12 protein-coding genes and 5 pseudogenes are annotated in these 13,882 nt (G+C 57.9%); 8 read left to right on the top strand and 9 right to left on the bottom strand.

The window, feature by feature from the left end:
- Positions 1 to 12: 12 nt before the first annotated feature.
- Positions 13 to 930, bottom strand: a complete 918-nt coding sequence (locus tag HGP14_RS32920) for a LysR family transcriptional regulator (RefSeq protein WP_168834003.1) — start codon at positions 928 to 930, stop codon at positions 13 to 15.
- An 87-nt stretch (positions 931 to 1,017) separates the two neighbouring features.
- Entirely contained in the window at positions 1,018 to 1,950 is a 933-nt protein-coding gene (locus HGP14_RS32915; RefSeq protein ID WP_168834002.1) for a VOC family protein, read from the bottom strand.
- A 116-nt stretch (positions 1,951 to 2,066) separates the two neighbouring features.
- Between HGP14_RS32915 and HGP14_RS32910 the strand changes: the two genes are divergently transcribed.
- Positions 2,067 to 2,966, top strand: coding sequence for a LysR family transcriptional regulator (locus tag HGP14_RS32910; RefSeq protein ID WP_168834001.1), 900 nt, complete (start codon positions 2,067 to 2,069; stop codon positions 2,964 to 2,966).
- Positions 2,967 to 3,024: 58 nt separating this feature from the next.
- Here the strand turns inward: HGP14_RS32910 and HGP14_RS32905 are convergent, their stop codons facing one another.
- Together HGP14_RS32905 and HGP14_RS32900 are read right to left on the bottom strand one after the other, a co-directional pair.
- Complete coding sequence (locus tag HGP14_RS32905; protein ID WP_168834000.1) at positions 3,025 to 3,744, bottom strand: gamma-glutamylcyclotransferase; 720 nt, start codon at positions 3,742 to 3,744, stop codon at positions 3,025 to 3,027.
- Positions 3,732 to 4,277, bottom strand: a pseudogene (locus HGP14_RS32900) (Rid family hydrolase). The gene HGP14_RS32905 and the pseudogene HGP14_RS32900 overlap by 13 nt, the downstream one beginning before the upstream one ends.
- A gap of 658 nt (positions 4,278 to 4,935) precedes the next feature.
- Between HGP14_RS32900 and HGP14_RS32895 the strand changes: the two are divergent.
- The 3 genes from HGP14_RS32895 (at position 4,936) to HGP14_RS32885 (ending at position 7,923) form a co-directional block, all read left to right on the top strand.
- A complete protein-coding gene (locus tag HGP14_RS32895; RefSeq protein ID WP_168833999.1) occupies positions 4,936 to 6,642 on the top strand; it encodes an adenylate/guanylate cyclase domain-containing protein in 1,707 nt (568 codons plus the stop codon).
- Between the two features lie 673 nt (positions 6,643 to 7,315).
- A complete protein-coding gene (locus tag HGP14_RS32890; RefSeq protein ID WP_168833998.1) occupies positions 7,316 to 7,570 on the top strand; it encodes a type II toxin-antitoxin system HicA family toxin in 255 nt (84 codons plus the stop codon).
- Positions 7,567 to 7,923 (top strand): type II toxin-antitoxin system HicB family antitoxin, encoded by a 357-nt coding sequence (locus HGP14_RS32885; RefSeq protein WP_168833997.1) that lies wholly within the window; start codon positions 7,567 to 7,569, stop codon positions 7,921 to 7,923. Before HGP14_RS32890 ends, HGP14_RS32885 begins: the two co-directional genes overlap by 4 nt.
- A gap of 14 nt (positions 7,924 to 7,937) precedes the next feature.
- Here HGP14_RS32885 and HGP14_RS32880 read toward each other — a convergent pair.
- The 3 genes and pseudogenes from HGP14_RS32880 to HGP14_RS36030 all read right to left on the bottom strand — a co-directional run.
- Positions 7,938 to 8,279 (bottom strand): annotated as a pseudogene (locus tag HGP14_RS32880) (transposase); the annotation flags it as partial.
- 336 nt (positions 8,280 to 8,615) lie between these two features.
- The gene (locus HGP14_RS36035) at positions 8,616 to 9,113 is read right to left on the bottom strand and encodes a M20/M25/M40 family metallo-hydrolase (protein WP_246704731.1); all 498 of its coding nucleotides are present in this window, start codon (positions 9,111 to 9,113) and stop codon (positions 8,616 to 8,618) included.
- Positions 9,114 to 9,399: 286 nt separating this feature from the next.
- Positions 9,400 to 9,612 (bottom strand): annotated as a pseudogene (locus HGP14_RS36030) (M20/M25/M40 family metallo-hydrolase); the annotation flags it as partial.
- Positions 9,613 to 10,171: 559 nt separating this feature from the next.
- Between HGP14_RS36030 and HGP14_RS32870 the strand changes: the two are divergent.
- Both HGP14_RS32870 and HGP14_RS32865 read left to right on the top strand, forming a co-directional pair.
- Complete coding sequence (locus tag HGP14_RS32870) at positions 10,172 to 10,450, top strand: DUF1778 domain-containing protein (protein ID WP_168833996.1); 279 nt, start codon at positions 10,172 to 10,174, stop codon at positions 10,448 to 10,450.
- Positions 10,447 to 10,983, top strand: coding sequence for a GNAT family N-acetyltransferase (locus HGP14_RS32865; protein WP_168833995.1), 537 nt, complete (start codon positions 10,447 to 10,449; stop codon positions 10,981 to 10,983). Before HGP14_RS32870 ends, HGP14_RS32865 begins: the two co-directional genes overlap by 4 nt.
- Positions 10,984 to 11,158: 175 nt before the next feature.
- Here the strand turns inward: HGP14_RS32865 and HGP14_RS32860 are convergent, their stop codons facing one another.
- The gene (locus HGP14_RS32860; RefSeq protein ID WP_168833994.1) at positions 11,159 to 11,449 is read right to left on the bottom strand and encodes an integration host factor subunit beta; all 291 of its coding nucleotides are present in this window, start codon (positions 11,447 to 11,449) and stop codon (positions 11,159 to 11,161) included.
- 393 nt (positions 11,450 to 11,842) lie between these two features.
- Here HGP14_RS32860 and HGP14_RS32855 point away from each other — a divergent pair, with 393 nt between their 5' ends.
- On the top strand, positions 11,843 to 12,697 hold the full coding sequence (locus tag HGP14_RS32855; protein ID WP_168833993.1) for a transglutaminase domain-containing protein: 855 nt from the start codon (positions 11,843 to 11,845) through the stop codon (positions 12,695 to 12,697).
- A gap of 22 nt (positions 12,698 to 12,719) precedes the next feature.
- On the opposite strand, the pseudogene HGP14_RS36025 reads toward HGP14_RS32855, so the two are convergent.
- Positions 12,720 to 12,836, bottom strand: a pseudogene (locus HGP14_RS36025) (transglutaminase family protein); the annotation flags it as partial.
- 411 nt (positions 12,837 to 13,247) lie between these two features.
- Between HGP14_RS36025 and HGP14_RS32845 the strand changes: the two are divergent.
- Positions 13,248 to 13,761, top strand: a pseudogene (locus HGP14_RS32845) (IS6 family transposase); the annotation flags it as partial.
- Positions 13,762 to 13,882: the final 121 nt, after the last annotated feature.

The raw sequence follows: 13,882 nt of genomic DNA, 5'->3' as shown, positions 1-13,882 counted from the left end.
TGAATAAAGCCCCTAGGATGCGCGGGTGCCATCGTCGTAGGCGGAAAATACGCCTGCAACCCAGTCTGCAAAGACCTGATACTTGACGCTCGGAAACCGGCCCGCTGGCCTTACGATGTGAACAGGATAACGTGGTGGCGCCCAATCGTTCATGATTGGGACCAGAGCGCCACGAGCGATATGGGGGCGTGCCAAGAATTCAAATGTCTGTCCTATACCCAGCCCTGCCAATATTCCTTGCAAATGCGCAGTCGCATCACTGGTGGAAAGCTTGATCGGGCTGTAGATCTCTATTTTCTCCTCGCCTTTCATCAGTCGAACGGGTGCTGCTTTCAGACTACGTGCGAAAAAGTATTGCACGAAAATATGATCACGCTGCAGATCCGATGGCGAAGCTGGAACGCCGTATTTTTCGAGGTACCCCCGGGTTGCGCAGGTCACTATCTCGACGCTGCATAACTTCCTCGCAACAATAGATGCGCTTGGTAGATCGCCGGCACGTATGACGCAGTCTATACCCTCTTCGACGATGTCGGCCTGACGTTCTGTTACACCAAGATGTAACTCGATCTCTGGATAGAGTGCGTAAAACTCTGGCAGCCGAGGGATCAGAATCGCATTCGCGAAGGTCCCTCCTACATCAACCCGAAGTTTACCGCTGGTGGCTAGGCGCCCACGGGTGGCCTCATTGTTCATTTCATCGAGATCGGCGATCAGGCGAATGGCGCGCTCGTAATACGCAACGCCGTGAGATGTTACGGTGACTGAACGTGTCGTGCGTTCGAGCAGTTTGAGGCTTAAGCTTGCCTCGAGATCCTGAACAAGCTTACTCACGGTCGACCGCGGCGCACCCATCGTGTCTGCAGCCTTTGCAAAGGATCCTGCCTCGACGACGCGAACAAAGGCTCTGATTGCTCCCAATTGATCCATTGGCATTTCTCCATCGAAATCGGCGTGTGCGAGTCTTGGGCTCAGTTATCGATCAGTTGCAAAGGGCACCAGTTTTGAGCGGTATCGTCAGGCCGCCAATGGCTCGAGATTGGCCTGGATCTGATCGCGGAACTCCTCATATCGACTGGGCAGCTTCAGTGCCTCCCCCAAATGTGCGGTGTCCTCGTCGCGGTTGAAGCCAGGCTCGTTCGTGGCAACCTCAAACAGGATGCCGCCTGGCGTCCGGAAGTAGATCGCCCAGAAATAATCCCGGTCGATAACAGGGGTGACCTGGTAGCCTGCGTCCATCAACGCCTTGCGCACCTCGAGCTGCTTCTCGCGATTGTCGACGGCAAAGGCGACATGATGAACCGAGCCGGCGCCTTGGCGGGCAAAAGTTGTTTTCGGCAATGCGGCCAGATCAATTCTGTCCGCTCCGTTACCGCCCGGAATGATGAACCTGGTCACGTCGCCCTCCCGCTCGGCACGCTGATAACCCATGAAGCCGAGCAGTTCCTCGGTTGCTCCCGTTTCATGGAGACTGAACCGCGCACCGGCGAAACCGCGAATGGCCGTATCGCCCGGAATGCCGTCAGCCAGCCATGGCGAGCGGTTGTCGTCAGCAGACTCGATCAGCGCCAGGCCGTCGCCATCAGGTCCCATAAAGCGAAGTCGGTTGGCGCCGAAGACGGTATCCGTTTCCAGACCGTCTACCCCTTGGGCGGTGAAACGATCCTGCCAGAACTTCAAGGCACCTTTCGGCACGGAGAACTGTGTCTCGCCGACCTCGCCCACCCCGGGACGGCCCAGCATCATGTTCTGGAACGGAAAATACGTCATGACTGTCCCCGCCGAGCCGTTCTCGTCACCGTAATACAGATGGTAGACGCTCGGATCGTCGAAGTTGACCGTCTGCTTCACGCGGCGCAGGCCAAGCGTCTCGGTAAAAAAGCGGTTGTTCTGCCGGGCATCCGAAGCTATCGAAGTCACGTGATGCAGTCCCTTGATATCCTTGATCATGTTGATGCCTTTCAATGAGCGGTTGGTTCAAGCGTTGAAATGAATGTAGTCACCTTGAACGCTGACGAGAATTGCAATATTTCTTTTGATTGAATTGCAATTATTGAAACAATGGCATGAACGATTACAAAGCTCTCCGGACCTTCCTCCTCGCCGCCGAGAAGCGCAACTTCGCCCAGGTTGCCCGCGAGCTGGACATGACACCCGCAGCCGTCACGCGCGCGATCGCAGCACTTGAGGCCGAACTCGGCGTCCAGCTCTTCGTGCGTACGACCCGGCAGGTATCATTGACAACAGATGGCGCGATCTTCGCCGCCCAGATTCAGCCCGCGGTGAAGACACTCGATGACGCACGGCGCGAGGTGATGAACGCCCACAAGGCTGACGAAGGACGGCTGCGGATCAGCGCGCCGACTTGGTTCGGCAAGGCCGTGCTGCCGCCGATCCTTTCGGGATTCAAGGAACGGTACCCGAAGATGAGCTTCGAGATCTCACTATCCGATGGATTGGTAGATATCGTTGACGACGAGTACGACTTGGCGGTCCGCATTTCGTCTCAGCCGTCCGATAAATTCACGATCTGGCGAAAGATCCGGGTGGTGCCGCGCATTCTGGTTGCGGCCCCGGGCAGTCGTTTTGTCGACATGCAACATCCGACCGAACTGACACCCGACGATTGCCTTGCTTATAGCAGCGAAAGTCGACGCGAAAACTGGGTTCTCTCGGACGGGGGATCGAGCATGACGATCTCGGCCGGCCGAGCCTTCAGTGCCAACAATGGTGAGGTGCTGGCTGACATGGCCGCAGATGGCGCGGGCGTTGCCATGCTCCCGGGATTCCACATCTCAGAACACCTGCGCAGCGGGCGCCTGGTACATGTCTTCAAGGGCTGGGCACCGCCTGACTTGTGGCTGACGCTGTATTATCCGCCCTATCAGGCTCTGCCACCCCGAATCGCGTCCTTTTCGAAATTCTTCGAGGAGCAGGTTGCTGCCCATATGGTCATGCTGGATTGACCCATACGGCGGCGTTTCGCGGATTGTGCGAGGCGCCCGGTTTCGGATTAGGGCTTGGTCAGGCTTCCGGGATGGCGTTCAATCTTGCGGCCACCATTTCCTGGAGCTGCCACAGGTTTCGATCGCAGATGTTTCGATCCGCCAGATCCGAAACCGTCCGATGAAGATATTCCGCGCAGGATCCGGCAGGTCCGCAGGCCTGGGCGATCAGAACCGAGGCATCCTCGAGAGGTATCTTCTCCGTGAGCGGAGATTGCTTCGCGCTTGCCCAGAACGTGAGCGCACGACGTGGACCTGCCGGGGTCTTGACCGAGACCCACCGCACCATGTCGCACACTTCGGCATAGCGGATCTCGCGTGCCAGAAGCGCACGCAAATCCTGCCTCTTCGTCTTGCACGGAAGCTTGAGGACGAGGCCGGAACAGCTCCCTCCCGGCCGAAGCGCCAGCATCAGACCCGGCGCATCCGAAGTGGCCCGAAGCCGTTCGATCCTGAGCGAGAAAGCGCGGTGCCATCCGAACGCAACGGCATCTTCACTGGTGGCAACTTCGAAGCCCGGATTCCACATCAGCGATCCATAGGCGAACACCCAGATCCCCTCGTGCCCGGCTTCCTGCTCGACCCGGCTGACGAGTTCATCGAGTTGTTGAGACGAGATCGAAGTCCAATGCGGTTCCGGCCCCTCGTCTTCGACAACCTTGAGCGGTCTGGCGACGAGGTCGGCCGTTAGCTGCATGGCGACAGGCACACGTATCTTGGCAGTGGTTAGTCTTGGCATCGCGGAACCTTTTTCAACAAGGTTGCCGCCGGAGCATCGGTGCGTCCGGCGGGTGTCGTATGGCTTTTGTCAGCGCAGTCAGCGGGATCGTCGATCACGGCGCGGAATGTGATCTCGACGATCTGTTCCGGAAACGCCAATGCGGTGACTCCGATCAGGTTACTGGCGCACTGAGGCATGTCCGTGCCGTACATTTCCTTGCGAACTTTCGAGCCAGCGGAGAATGCGCTTGGGACATCGAGTACGAAAAGGGTCTCTTCAACGACATCGTCGAGCGTCGCTCCGTATTTGGCGAGGAGCGTTTTGGCATTGACGTAAGTCTGCCGGATCTGCTGCTCCATCTGCGAGAAATCAGCAGGTCGGCCATCGGCATCGAGCTCGGCAGGCGCGACGAGCTTGCCATCGCCATTGTGGCTCAATTACCCTGAGATATAGATCGTGTCCTTGACCTTCACGGCCTGAACATATCCGAATGCCTGCTCCCAGGCGACGCCGTGGTTTGCGATCTTCTTGTCAGAGTTGATGTCAGTCATGGTGATTTCCTTGCTTTAGATGGTAGAGCGCGGAGCGCTTATGAGCCAGGTGTGTCTGGAGGCGACGGATGCTTGGGAGCGCCCGCTGAGAGCGGTGCGCCTCTGCGTGTCATGGAAGAAAGGTCCTGGGTCGCATCCTGCTATTTCGCGATTGAAAATTTCAGGCGACGCCGTGTTCGTCCGGCAGGGCGATATTGCCGTCAGCTCCCCGCGCTCACAATTGCTGGAATGATTTCGAATTTATTGCTGCTTTTGCAACAATCAGCACTGCTCCGTTTGATCTTTTCGATAAGCGGCGCACTCAAGTCGATCGCGCTACCCAACCAACGAACGATTGGTTTGAAAGAGGTCGCCTTATCTCGACCAGACCAGCGCTCAGTATCGCGAGCTACACGTCCCAGCGGCATCGAAGCTTTTGTATTTCTTTCGAGCGGGACCCCAAGGCGCAATGGCCATACACTTCGCACCGCGCGTCCAACGCCGCCTCCACCCGAAGACCCGTCAGTCCGCACAGTTTGCACGCCGTTTCCGTTCTCCATGCCTGCCCTGAACGCCTTTGCAAACGTGTCTGAGGGCCTGGACATTACCTCTTACGACTTGTTGACTCACCCGCGGTTGAACAATAACTTGCTAACTCAGTCGTTAGGCTTGTCCTCACATGACGGATCAATCTCTTCAGCGTCGCCTTGCTGCCATCGTCGTTGCCGATGTGGTGGGGTATTCACGCCTCATGGAGGCTGATGAAGTCGCAACGCTGGCGAACCTCAGGGAACTCCGTTCTGGCGTTATCGAGCCGGCTGTGATGCGCCACAACGGTCGCATCTTCAAGGTCATGGGCGACGGATTCTTAATCGAATTCGGTAGCGCGGTGGACGCGGTCGCAGCAGCGTTAGAAATGCAACGGACCACCACCGCTGTTGAGGCTTCCGGAGACCGGCGCCTGCTTTTGCGTGTAGGCGTCAATCTGGGAGATGTCATTGACGACGGTTCAGACGTCCTCGGCGACGGCGTCAATGTCGCGGCGCGCCTCGAGACGCAGGCCGCACCGGGAGGTATCTGCATTTCAGCCAATGTTCACGGTGAGATCGTCGGCAAGATTAGCGACCGGTTCTTTGATGCAGGCGAACGCTACCTAAAGAACCTGACTCGCCCGGTCCACGTATGGCATTGGCCGGATGCGCTGCAGAGCATATTGCCGCTGCCCGAGTGTCCCTCGATCGCTGTTTTGCCGTTCACCAATATGAGCGGGGATGAAGCGGATGCGCCTTTCGTTGACGGCTTGACCGAAGACCTGATCACCGACCTTTCCCGTACGGCTGGCCTGTTCGTCATCGCGCGCAATTCCGTGTACGGCTACAAGGGCAAGCCGGTCGACGTACGGCTGGTCGCCCAGGAACTCGGCGTCCGCTATGTCCTCGAGGGGAGTGCCAGACGCGCAATGGGCCGTGTCCGCATTAACGCCCAATTGGTCGACGCGCTTGGCGGCCGGCACTTGTGGGCCGACCGGTTTGACAGGACGGTGGAAGATGTTTTCGAGTTACAGGATGAAGTTAACGCCAAGATTGTTGAAGCCCTCGTCGGCCGGCTGACCATCCCGACGCAGCGCAATCGGCCGAAGAACTTTGAGGCGTACGATCTGTGTGTGCGCGCCCGCCTCCTGACGGAAGAGTCGCCGCAAACTGAGCGTGAGGCCTATATGCTGCTCCAACGCGCGGTTAAGCTCGAGCCATCATATGCCGAGGCGCTCGGTCTGCTCGCCTATAACCGTTGGCTTGCCTGGACTCATTTCGGCGAGCCCGAAGATCCTAACCGTCGGATGGCTGCGACGTTCGCGCAGAAGGCGGTCGACCTAGATCCCAACGATGCCGGCTGCCGTTACGTTCTGGGGACCATTTTGGCTTATGAGCGTCGATGGGAGGAATCGGAGGCCGCCTTCGCCAAGGCCCTGGAGCTGGACCCCAACCACGCCGACACTTGGGCCGCCATGTCGGACTTGTCCGTGCTGGGCGGCAGGGTTGCCGACGGACTAGCGCAGATCGAAAAAGCTCTGCGGCTCAATCCCTACCCAACCTGCTGGTATCTTTGTCATCTTGGGCAGGCGCAATACGCCGCGCGTGACTATGAGGCGGCAACCGCTACACTCCGCAGGAAAGACACGTATCGTACCAACTCACGCAAATTCCTGGCTGCTTCGCTTGCGCAGTTGGGCCACCGTGAGGAGGCGCGGCGAGAAGCAGAATTGTTCCTGATCGCCCACCCTCATTTCACGATCGGCCATTGGCTCAGCTCCCAGCCGCTGCGCGATGCAACTGTACGAGATCACTTTGTCGACGGCTTCCGAAAAGCCGGCCTGCCGGAGATGTGACAGTGGGTGGGGCAATCCCGACGCGTTCGAGGACTTGATCGACGGATATGGGCTGCGCGAGAATGGCGGTCTGGATCGCAGTGCCAAGCTTCTTCAGACGTTCCACAAAACGCGTCAACCAGCCCGGGTCTCGCATGACTTTCCGCTGGACCGCCTTGCATAATGGTGGCGATGAGCCCGTAGCCCGGAATGAAGACGGGATGCTTTGCGAAACATTTAAGCAGCTTCGTCGAAACATGAAGGCGACGACGCTTACTTCCGCTATCGGCGGCGCAAAGATGCCGTTACCTTGAAACTAGACAATGTCTAGTTTCCGGCGGGTGCAAGGTCTGCTTCAACGGCCGAACTGGGGGGCGCGAAGCGGACGTTCAGCGAGCTAATCTTTTCTTTCCGACTGGGCGCCATTGCGAAAGTGAGCGATGCTCGCCTTGAACGGAGTCGAACTACGGACCCCGTAACCATTACGGCGACCGAAGCCACTATTTGAGTTTACGAAGCAAGGCAGGTTCCTTCCCACCCAACTGACCGCATCTCCGAAGGCAGCATCAAAGTTTCTCGCTCAGTCTTGGTCCGCCGCAGGTGAGCGTAGAGCTTTTCTCGGTGCATCTCACTGAATCCACCAAGCGGTTGAATTGTGCTTGCATAATCAGCAAGCGTCCCTATATTTGCTAGCATGAACAGCAAGCAGAAAAAGGCCCTCGCGGCCATATTCAAAGATCCGGTTTCTGGAACGATTGAATGGGCGGCTATAGAAAACCTGCTTGTGGCTGCCGGAGCGAACGTAATCGAGGGAAACGGTTCTCGCGTTAAGTTCGAGAAAGACGGCATCATTGCGAGCTTCCATCGGCCTCATCCGGATAATGAAGCAAAGCGTTATCAGGTGCGCGATGCTCGCGAATTCCTGACGCAGATTGGAGTAACACCATGAACACCATGACTTACAACGGGTATCACGCTCGCATCGAATTTGACGCTGAGGACGAAGTGTTTTTCGGCAAAATTGCAGGCATTTCCGATGTAATCGGCTTTCACGGTGACAGTGTAGCTGAACTTAAGAAGGCCTTTCATGAAGCAGTCGATGATTACCTCGAGACCTGCAAGAACATAGGCAAAGAGCCTCAAAGGCCCTATTCTGGCAAGATGATGTTTCGTGTTGCTCCAGAAGTCCACCGCCGCGCAGCTCTTGCTGCCGAGCTTTCGGGAAAGAGTCTTAACCAGTGGGCAGAAGAGGCGTTGGAAGAAGCCGCCGCACACTTTGGCGAGGCACATCTATCGGCCTAGGGCCACTGTCACGCCGTTTTGTGGGTGGCGTAGTCATCCATGATGATGTGGACGTCGAGACCATCCGGGACCTTTGCGTCGATCTGCTTGAGGAAGTCGAGAAACTCGGCGGCGCGATGGCGGTTGTAGCATTTGCCGATCACGAAGCCGGAGGCTATATCGAGGGCGGCGAACAATGATGTCGTTCCATGACGGACATAGGAATGGGTCCGGCGTTCCGGCATGCCAGGCATCATCGGCAAGACCGGTTGCTCTCGGTCGAGCGCCTGAATCTGGCTCTTCTCGTCGACGCTGAGGACCAGTGCCCGGTTCGGCGGCGACAGATAAAGTCCGATAATATCGCGGACCTTATTCACGACAGCGGAGCCCGCCGCCCGCGTCGGTCTTCCTGGAGACGTGCCTCAGATTTGGGAATCCTATGCCGATTCCGAAAAAAACAAGAACCGCTCTAGAAAGCCCATGAGAATGAGAGGCATCACCGTCGAGAGAATGATAATAAACGGCTTGCGCCGGAATCGATCGACTTCACGTCCAGAAAAACTGGGGCAAACACGCCCTTTTCCTCAGCGACAGGTCTTGGTCTTGATGAGATCGAACCGCTGACTCTGAAATTACATGCAAAAAGAAATAATCGGCGAGGACCACCTAGGGCATCGCCGACACAATTGGTGTATTTTATTCGTTGACTAACTTCAATTACACCACCTCTGCACAGCGAGCGCGATCGCCTTGGTGCAGTTTATGAGGTCTCGAACGGAGACACGCTCGTTCGGCTGGTGTGCCTGCGCCGGGTCGCCAGGACCGAAGTTCACGGTCGGCGTATTGCCAAGCCCCGTCGGCAGGCCGATATCGCTATGCGCGCCAAAACCGGACAGGGCGGGCGACAGGTTTGCCGTCGCTACCGCCTCCTGGAAGGTCGACACGAACGGGCTGTCGGCTGGGATTTCGGCGCAGTCGGCATCGAGAATCCATTCGACGCGGGCGGGATGCTGGCGCAGATAGGGGTCGGCCTGGCAGATGTTGCCAACGTGCTCCTCGATCTCGCGCTTCACATGACCTCCGAGACCGAACTCGTCCTTTTCGCTCGGCAGATATTGCGCGCCGATGATGATTTCGGCGCGGCCGGCCATCGATGACGGATGTTCGCCGGCGCTTATCTGCGTGACGATGATCTGGTTTGGCAGCTCCATCAGCGGATGGTTTTTTTTTTGGATCGAACACCCAGCGGCGATTAAGGATGTCGATGCCGTCGAGCATCTGGCGGCAGAGCTGCACGGCATCGACAGGGCCACTCGTGTACCATGCGTTCGGCGTTAGCTCCGCGTGACCGCCGATGCCGTCGATAATGATCTTGCCCCAGAGGATGCCGTGGCAGAGCGGCGCGATGCGGTTTGCTGTCGGCTCGGCCATGATACCGGCGTCGGCCTTGAAGCCTCGATCGACCATGGCAAGCGATCCCATGCCGCCGATCTCCTCGTCCACTACAGTCGTGAACACGACGTCGCCTTTAAGCTCCAGCCCCAATTCCTTAAGGATCTCAACCGCCATCAGCATGCAGGCGACACCTCCCTTCATGTCGACGGTTCCACGGCCGTGCAGAAAGCCGTCCTTCAGCACCGGCACGAAAGGATCGGTGGTCCAATGTTCCGCAGCGCCGGGAGGCACAACATCGATATGGCCTGTCAGCATGATCGAGCGGCCGCCGCCAGTCCCTTTCAAGGTGCCGCCAAGGTTCGGACGGCCCTCGAAGGTGCGCCCCTTGTTGGCGCCGGGACGCCCTTCATACTTTGCGTACAGCGCCGGGCCATCCGGATCCCAGAGGTCGGTCGTAAAGCCGAGCGCCTCCGATCGCTTTTGCAGATAAAGCTGGCAGTCGCGTTCGCCGGGGCCCGCCTCCTTCGGGTTCGACTTGACAATCGACGGGAAGGCGACGAGGTCACTCAGCGTCTTGACGATGCGTGCTTGAGCGGACTCGACGCGGTCGGCGATCTGCTGTTCGATGGATGACATGCGAGCGGTCGGCGCGGCTCGTGGGTATTCCCGTCGATCGTGCCCGCCTTCTCGTCTATGGCCTGAGCGGTCTGCTCGCTGGGCGCTTTCGATGCGGTTCGGGAGGCTGCACAACCCGCGCACACCGCACGAGCTGCGACGTTGATGGATTTGCCCCCGATTGATAGGTGCTTTCATTGAACATACGTTGAAATCAAGCTGCGAAAGACCTATAGTGTGTAGGTAAGAGGATTTTGCCATGCCCAGAGCCGCCGCAGAAGATACAAGCCGTTTCCCGATGCAGATTCCGCCGGCCGAGAAGGCCCGGCTGATGCGTGCGGCCGCGCTCGAGCGAACCAGCCTCAAGGAATTCGTGTTGCGCAATGCGCTGCTGGCAGCCCAGGCAGTTATCGAAAAGGCCGAGCAGATCAGCCTGGACGAGGAGCAGACCCGCTTCATACTGGATTTGCTGGACAACCCGCCGAAGCCGAATGCCAGACTGCAGGCAGCGGCCCGTTCGCTTGCTAACCGTAAATGACGCTTCCGGACTGGCATGAGGAGCCGATCACCAGGAAGCATGGTCGCAAGAGCTTCGATTGTGGTCAGGCGGACCTCAACGATTTCCTGGCCAGATATGCGCGGCAGGCTCATGAGAGCGGCGCCTCTAAAACCTATGTCGCGGTCGATAATGCGGATAATACGACGATCCATGGCTTCTATACGTTGAGCCCGGCGCAGGTCGACTTCGATCTGGCGCCTGAAACGGCCCGGCCATCGGGCGGCGGACGTCATCCGATCGGCGGGTTTCGCCTCGGTCGTCTGGCGGTGAGCCGATCTTTCCAAGGTTGGGGGCTGGGCGGTGAATTGCTCATTGCGGCCGCACGGCGATGTATTCAGGTCTCGTCGCAGGTCGGCGGCTCGTTACTATTGATCGATGCCAAGGATGAGCGGGCGGCGGACTGGTACAAGTCCTATGGCGCCCTCGAAATTCCCAAGGCGCCCCTTTCTCTCGTTCTGCCCTATTCCGTCTTCATCGATGTCATGGAGCAGGCGGGCAAACCTGTCCTGTAGGATGTTCGTCTCCGCTATCATGCATCGTTGCCATTCTCGCGAGTGGGCAGTAGAGGGTGATCATACCCGCGCCAAGTAGGACACGCAGAATTATAGGCGCTTCGGTTGAAGGGGCCGTATCTTCCAACGTGAAATCCAGCATGCGGGGGTAGTGTGCACATGCCGCATTGGCGGCCTAGGTTTTCTCTTCCGGATTCAATCGCTTCTGTATCTCTTTACCGGCGCGGAAAAACGGCAGCCATTTATCCTCAACGAATACGGCTGTTCTGTTGCTGGGGTTCCGGCCCGAGCGCGACGGCCGATAGCGAACCGAAAACGCGCCAAAACCCCGAAGCTCGACACGATCGCCGTTTGCCAGAGCCTCGGCGATGTCATCAAGAATTGTGCTGACGATCTTCTCCACGTCCTGCCGGTAAAGATGCGGGTTGCGAAGGGTGATGATATGAACGAGTTCTGATCTGATCATGGATCCTTCATACCGATTTGAGCGTCACTAAGAAGACGATGTCGAACTGATGGGAGGTCGGATGTCAATGCGATCGACCTTGCATCGTGAGTAGACGGCGATAACGTTGCTGGGGAATATAACAAAGGCGCGTGTTATTGGAGAGCCATTCCAAGAACGACGATCGGGGGCGATCGCCAGTCGAAGTTCGACAAAAGGATGATTGCCTTCGATGGCCGGGTTTGGGCCACAGCGGACGACATCCGCGACTGGCGACGTGTAAGAGGATGAGATTGGCCGCGTGTGGAACCGTCGTGGCTACAATGGCGTCTGCAAGGCACGAACACTTTGCGGGCGTCGTTTCGCTGACCCACGCTTGAGTTGACTGAACAATCTGGCCGCCGGGAAATCACTATGAAACTCCAGATCAAGCATCGAACGACCTACCGTTACTTACGGCCCGTCGGACTGCTTGCGCACCGCCTGATGCTGTCGCCTCGGACCGACCAACGGCTTCGGACCTTGTCTTTCAGCATCGACTGTTCTGCGAGCGGGTCGATCGACTGGGCGAAGGACGTCTTCGGCAACACCATCGCGACAGTGACGTTCTCTGAACAGACCGCGGAACTGACGATCACCAGTGCTGCCGTTGTCGAGCAGACTGCCGACCCGTGGCCGGTTTTTAATATAGACATCTCGGCGCATGCCTATCCCTTCACGTACTCGACCGAAGACAAGACCGATCTCGGCGCATTTGCTGTCGTGACGTCTCCCGGTAGCCGTGTGGCGGATTGGGCCGAAGCGTTCGTGGGCAGCCGCCCGACCGACACGCTTTCGCTGCTGAAAGATATCAATGCCGGCATTCTGACAAATGTCAGCTATCGCATCCGAGACGAGGAAGGCACGCAGTCGCCGCAACAAACACTGGAGCAGGCCAGTGGCTCATGCAGGGACATCGCAGCGCTCTTCATTGAAGCTGTTCGTTGCCTAGGGTTCGGTGCGCGTGCTGTCTCCGGTTACGTTTACGACCCTCAGGCCTCTGTCGACGACGGCGGATCTACACATGCCTGGGCGGAAGTCTATCTTCCGGGAGCCGGTTGGATCGCGTTTGATCCCACTCACCGACGAGTGGGAGAAGCCTGCCTTATTCCCGTAGCGTTTGCCCGCAACAATGGACAGATCATGCCTGTTACCGGCGGATATGCGGGAATGCCGGAGGATTTCGTGGAGTTGGACGTGTCGGTCAAGGTTGTCGAGATACGAGAATAGCGACAGATGATGCTCGCGTGCCCTACTCAGGCAGGTCATAGCTCCAGACACGAAACGACTTTAGGACGTGTGGACCGAAGGAAACAATCAACGGCACGTCGGCGGCATCCCGGCCACGAGCCACGACGATCCCGCCGATGCTGGAATGTTGCTACGTCGATCGCGCTGACCGACCTGTCCGGTTTGGAAGTGCAAAATGCCGGAGTCAGCTCCGTTGGTCTTGAAGGGAACCGAACCATCAACCCCGCTATCGTGATTTTCTTTAGGGCCAAATTTTATAGCCAAGACATGGACTTGGCTGAGCGCGAACGACTTATTTGCGTCGGTACCGGAACGAGCTTTCGGGAACGACTTGGGATAAGGCCGCCAGTGTAGAGGCCCCTTTCGGCGGGGTGGATGTACCCGAGGCGATCCGCTCGCGGGCACTTGTCCACCGCAAGCGTCGCCGGCGACCTGCTGCGCATCAGTCGGCCGATACAGACAGCCCCTAGAGAAGCGGCGCGTACGCGGCGAGCCTGCGGGGCAGCGTCGCCTTAACATTTTCGGGGGTATTTTCGGGAATGAACCCGAACCCGCCGACCGATTCGCTACGCCCCGATACAAGCGTCATCGTTTTCCTGCCGAGATCATAGCGCATGCGGTATGGCTGTATTTCCGCTTTCCGCTGAGCCTGCGTCATGTAGAAGACTGCTGGCCGAGCGGGGGCTTTGAAGTCTCCTTCCAGACTGTCTCGGAATGAGCTGCCAAATTCGGCGCGAATATGCCCGCTTTATCCGGAGGCGGTCCAGGGAGAGATTTGCCGACAAGTGGCATCTGGACGAAATGGCCGTTTCCATCAGGGCAAAAAATCGGGCCGTCGACGCTGATGGGTATGTTCTCGATGCCCTGCTCCCGAGTCGCAGGAATAAGAAGGCGGCACGGAAACTGATGCGAAAACTGTTGAAGCCCAAGGCATCCTGCCACGTGTCATGATCACCGATAAGCTCAGATCCTATGATGCGGCCGAAAGCGAAATCATGGCCGACGTCGAGCATCGCTCGCATAAGGGGTTGAACAACCGAGCGTCTCTATTCGGCCGGTTGAAGTCAAGCATGTTCAGGTTTTCCGGTTCTAGGGCTTCAACTGTCCTGCGGGCTCTTGCTTCTCTTCGGAATCGGCACAATGGCCCTTCCATCATGGGGTCGG

Origin of the sequence: Rhizobium sp. P32RR-XVIII, assembly GCF_012641395.1 — a bacterium.
Taxonomy (GTDB): Bacteria; Pseudomonadota; Alphaproteobacteria; order Rhizobiales; family Rhizobiaceae; genus Rhizobium.
The sequence above is the reverse complement of the archived record's forward strand: the minus strand, read 5'-3'. Positions and strand labels throughout refer to the sequence as shown.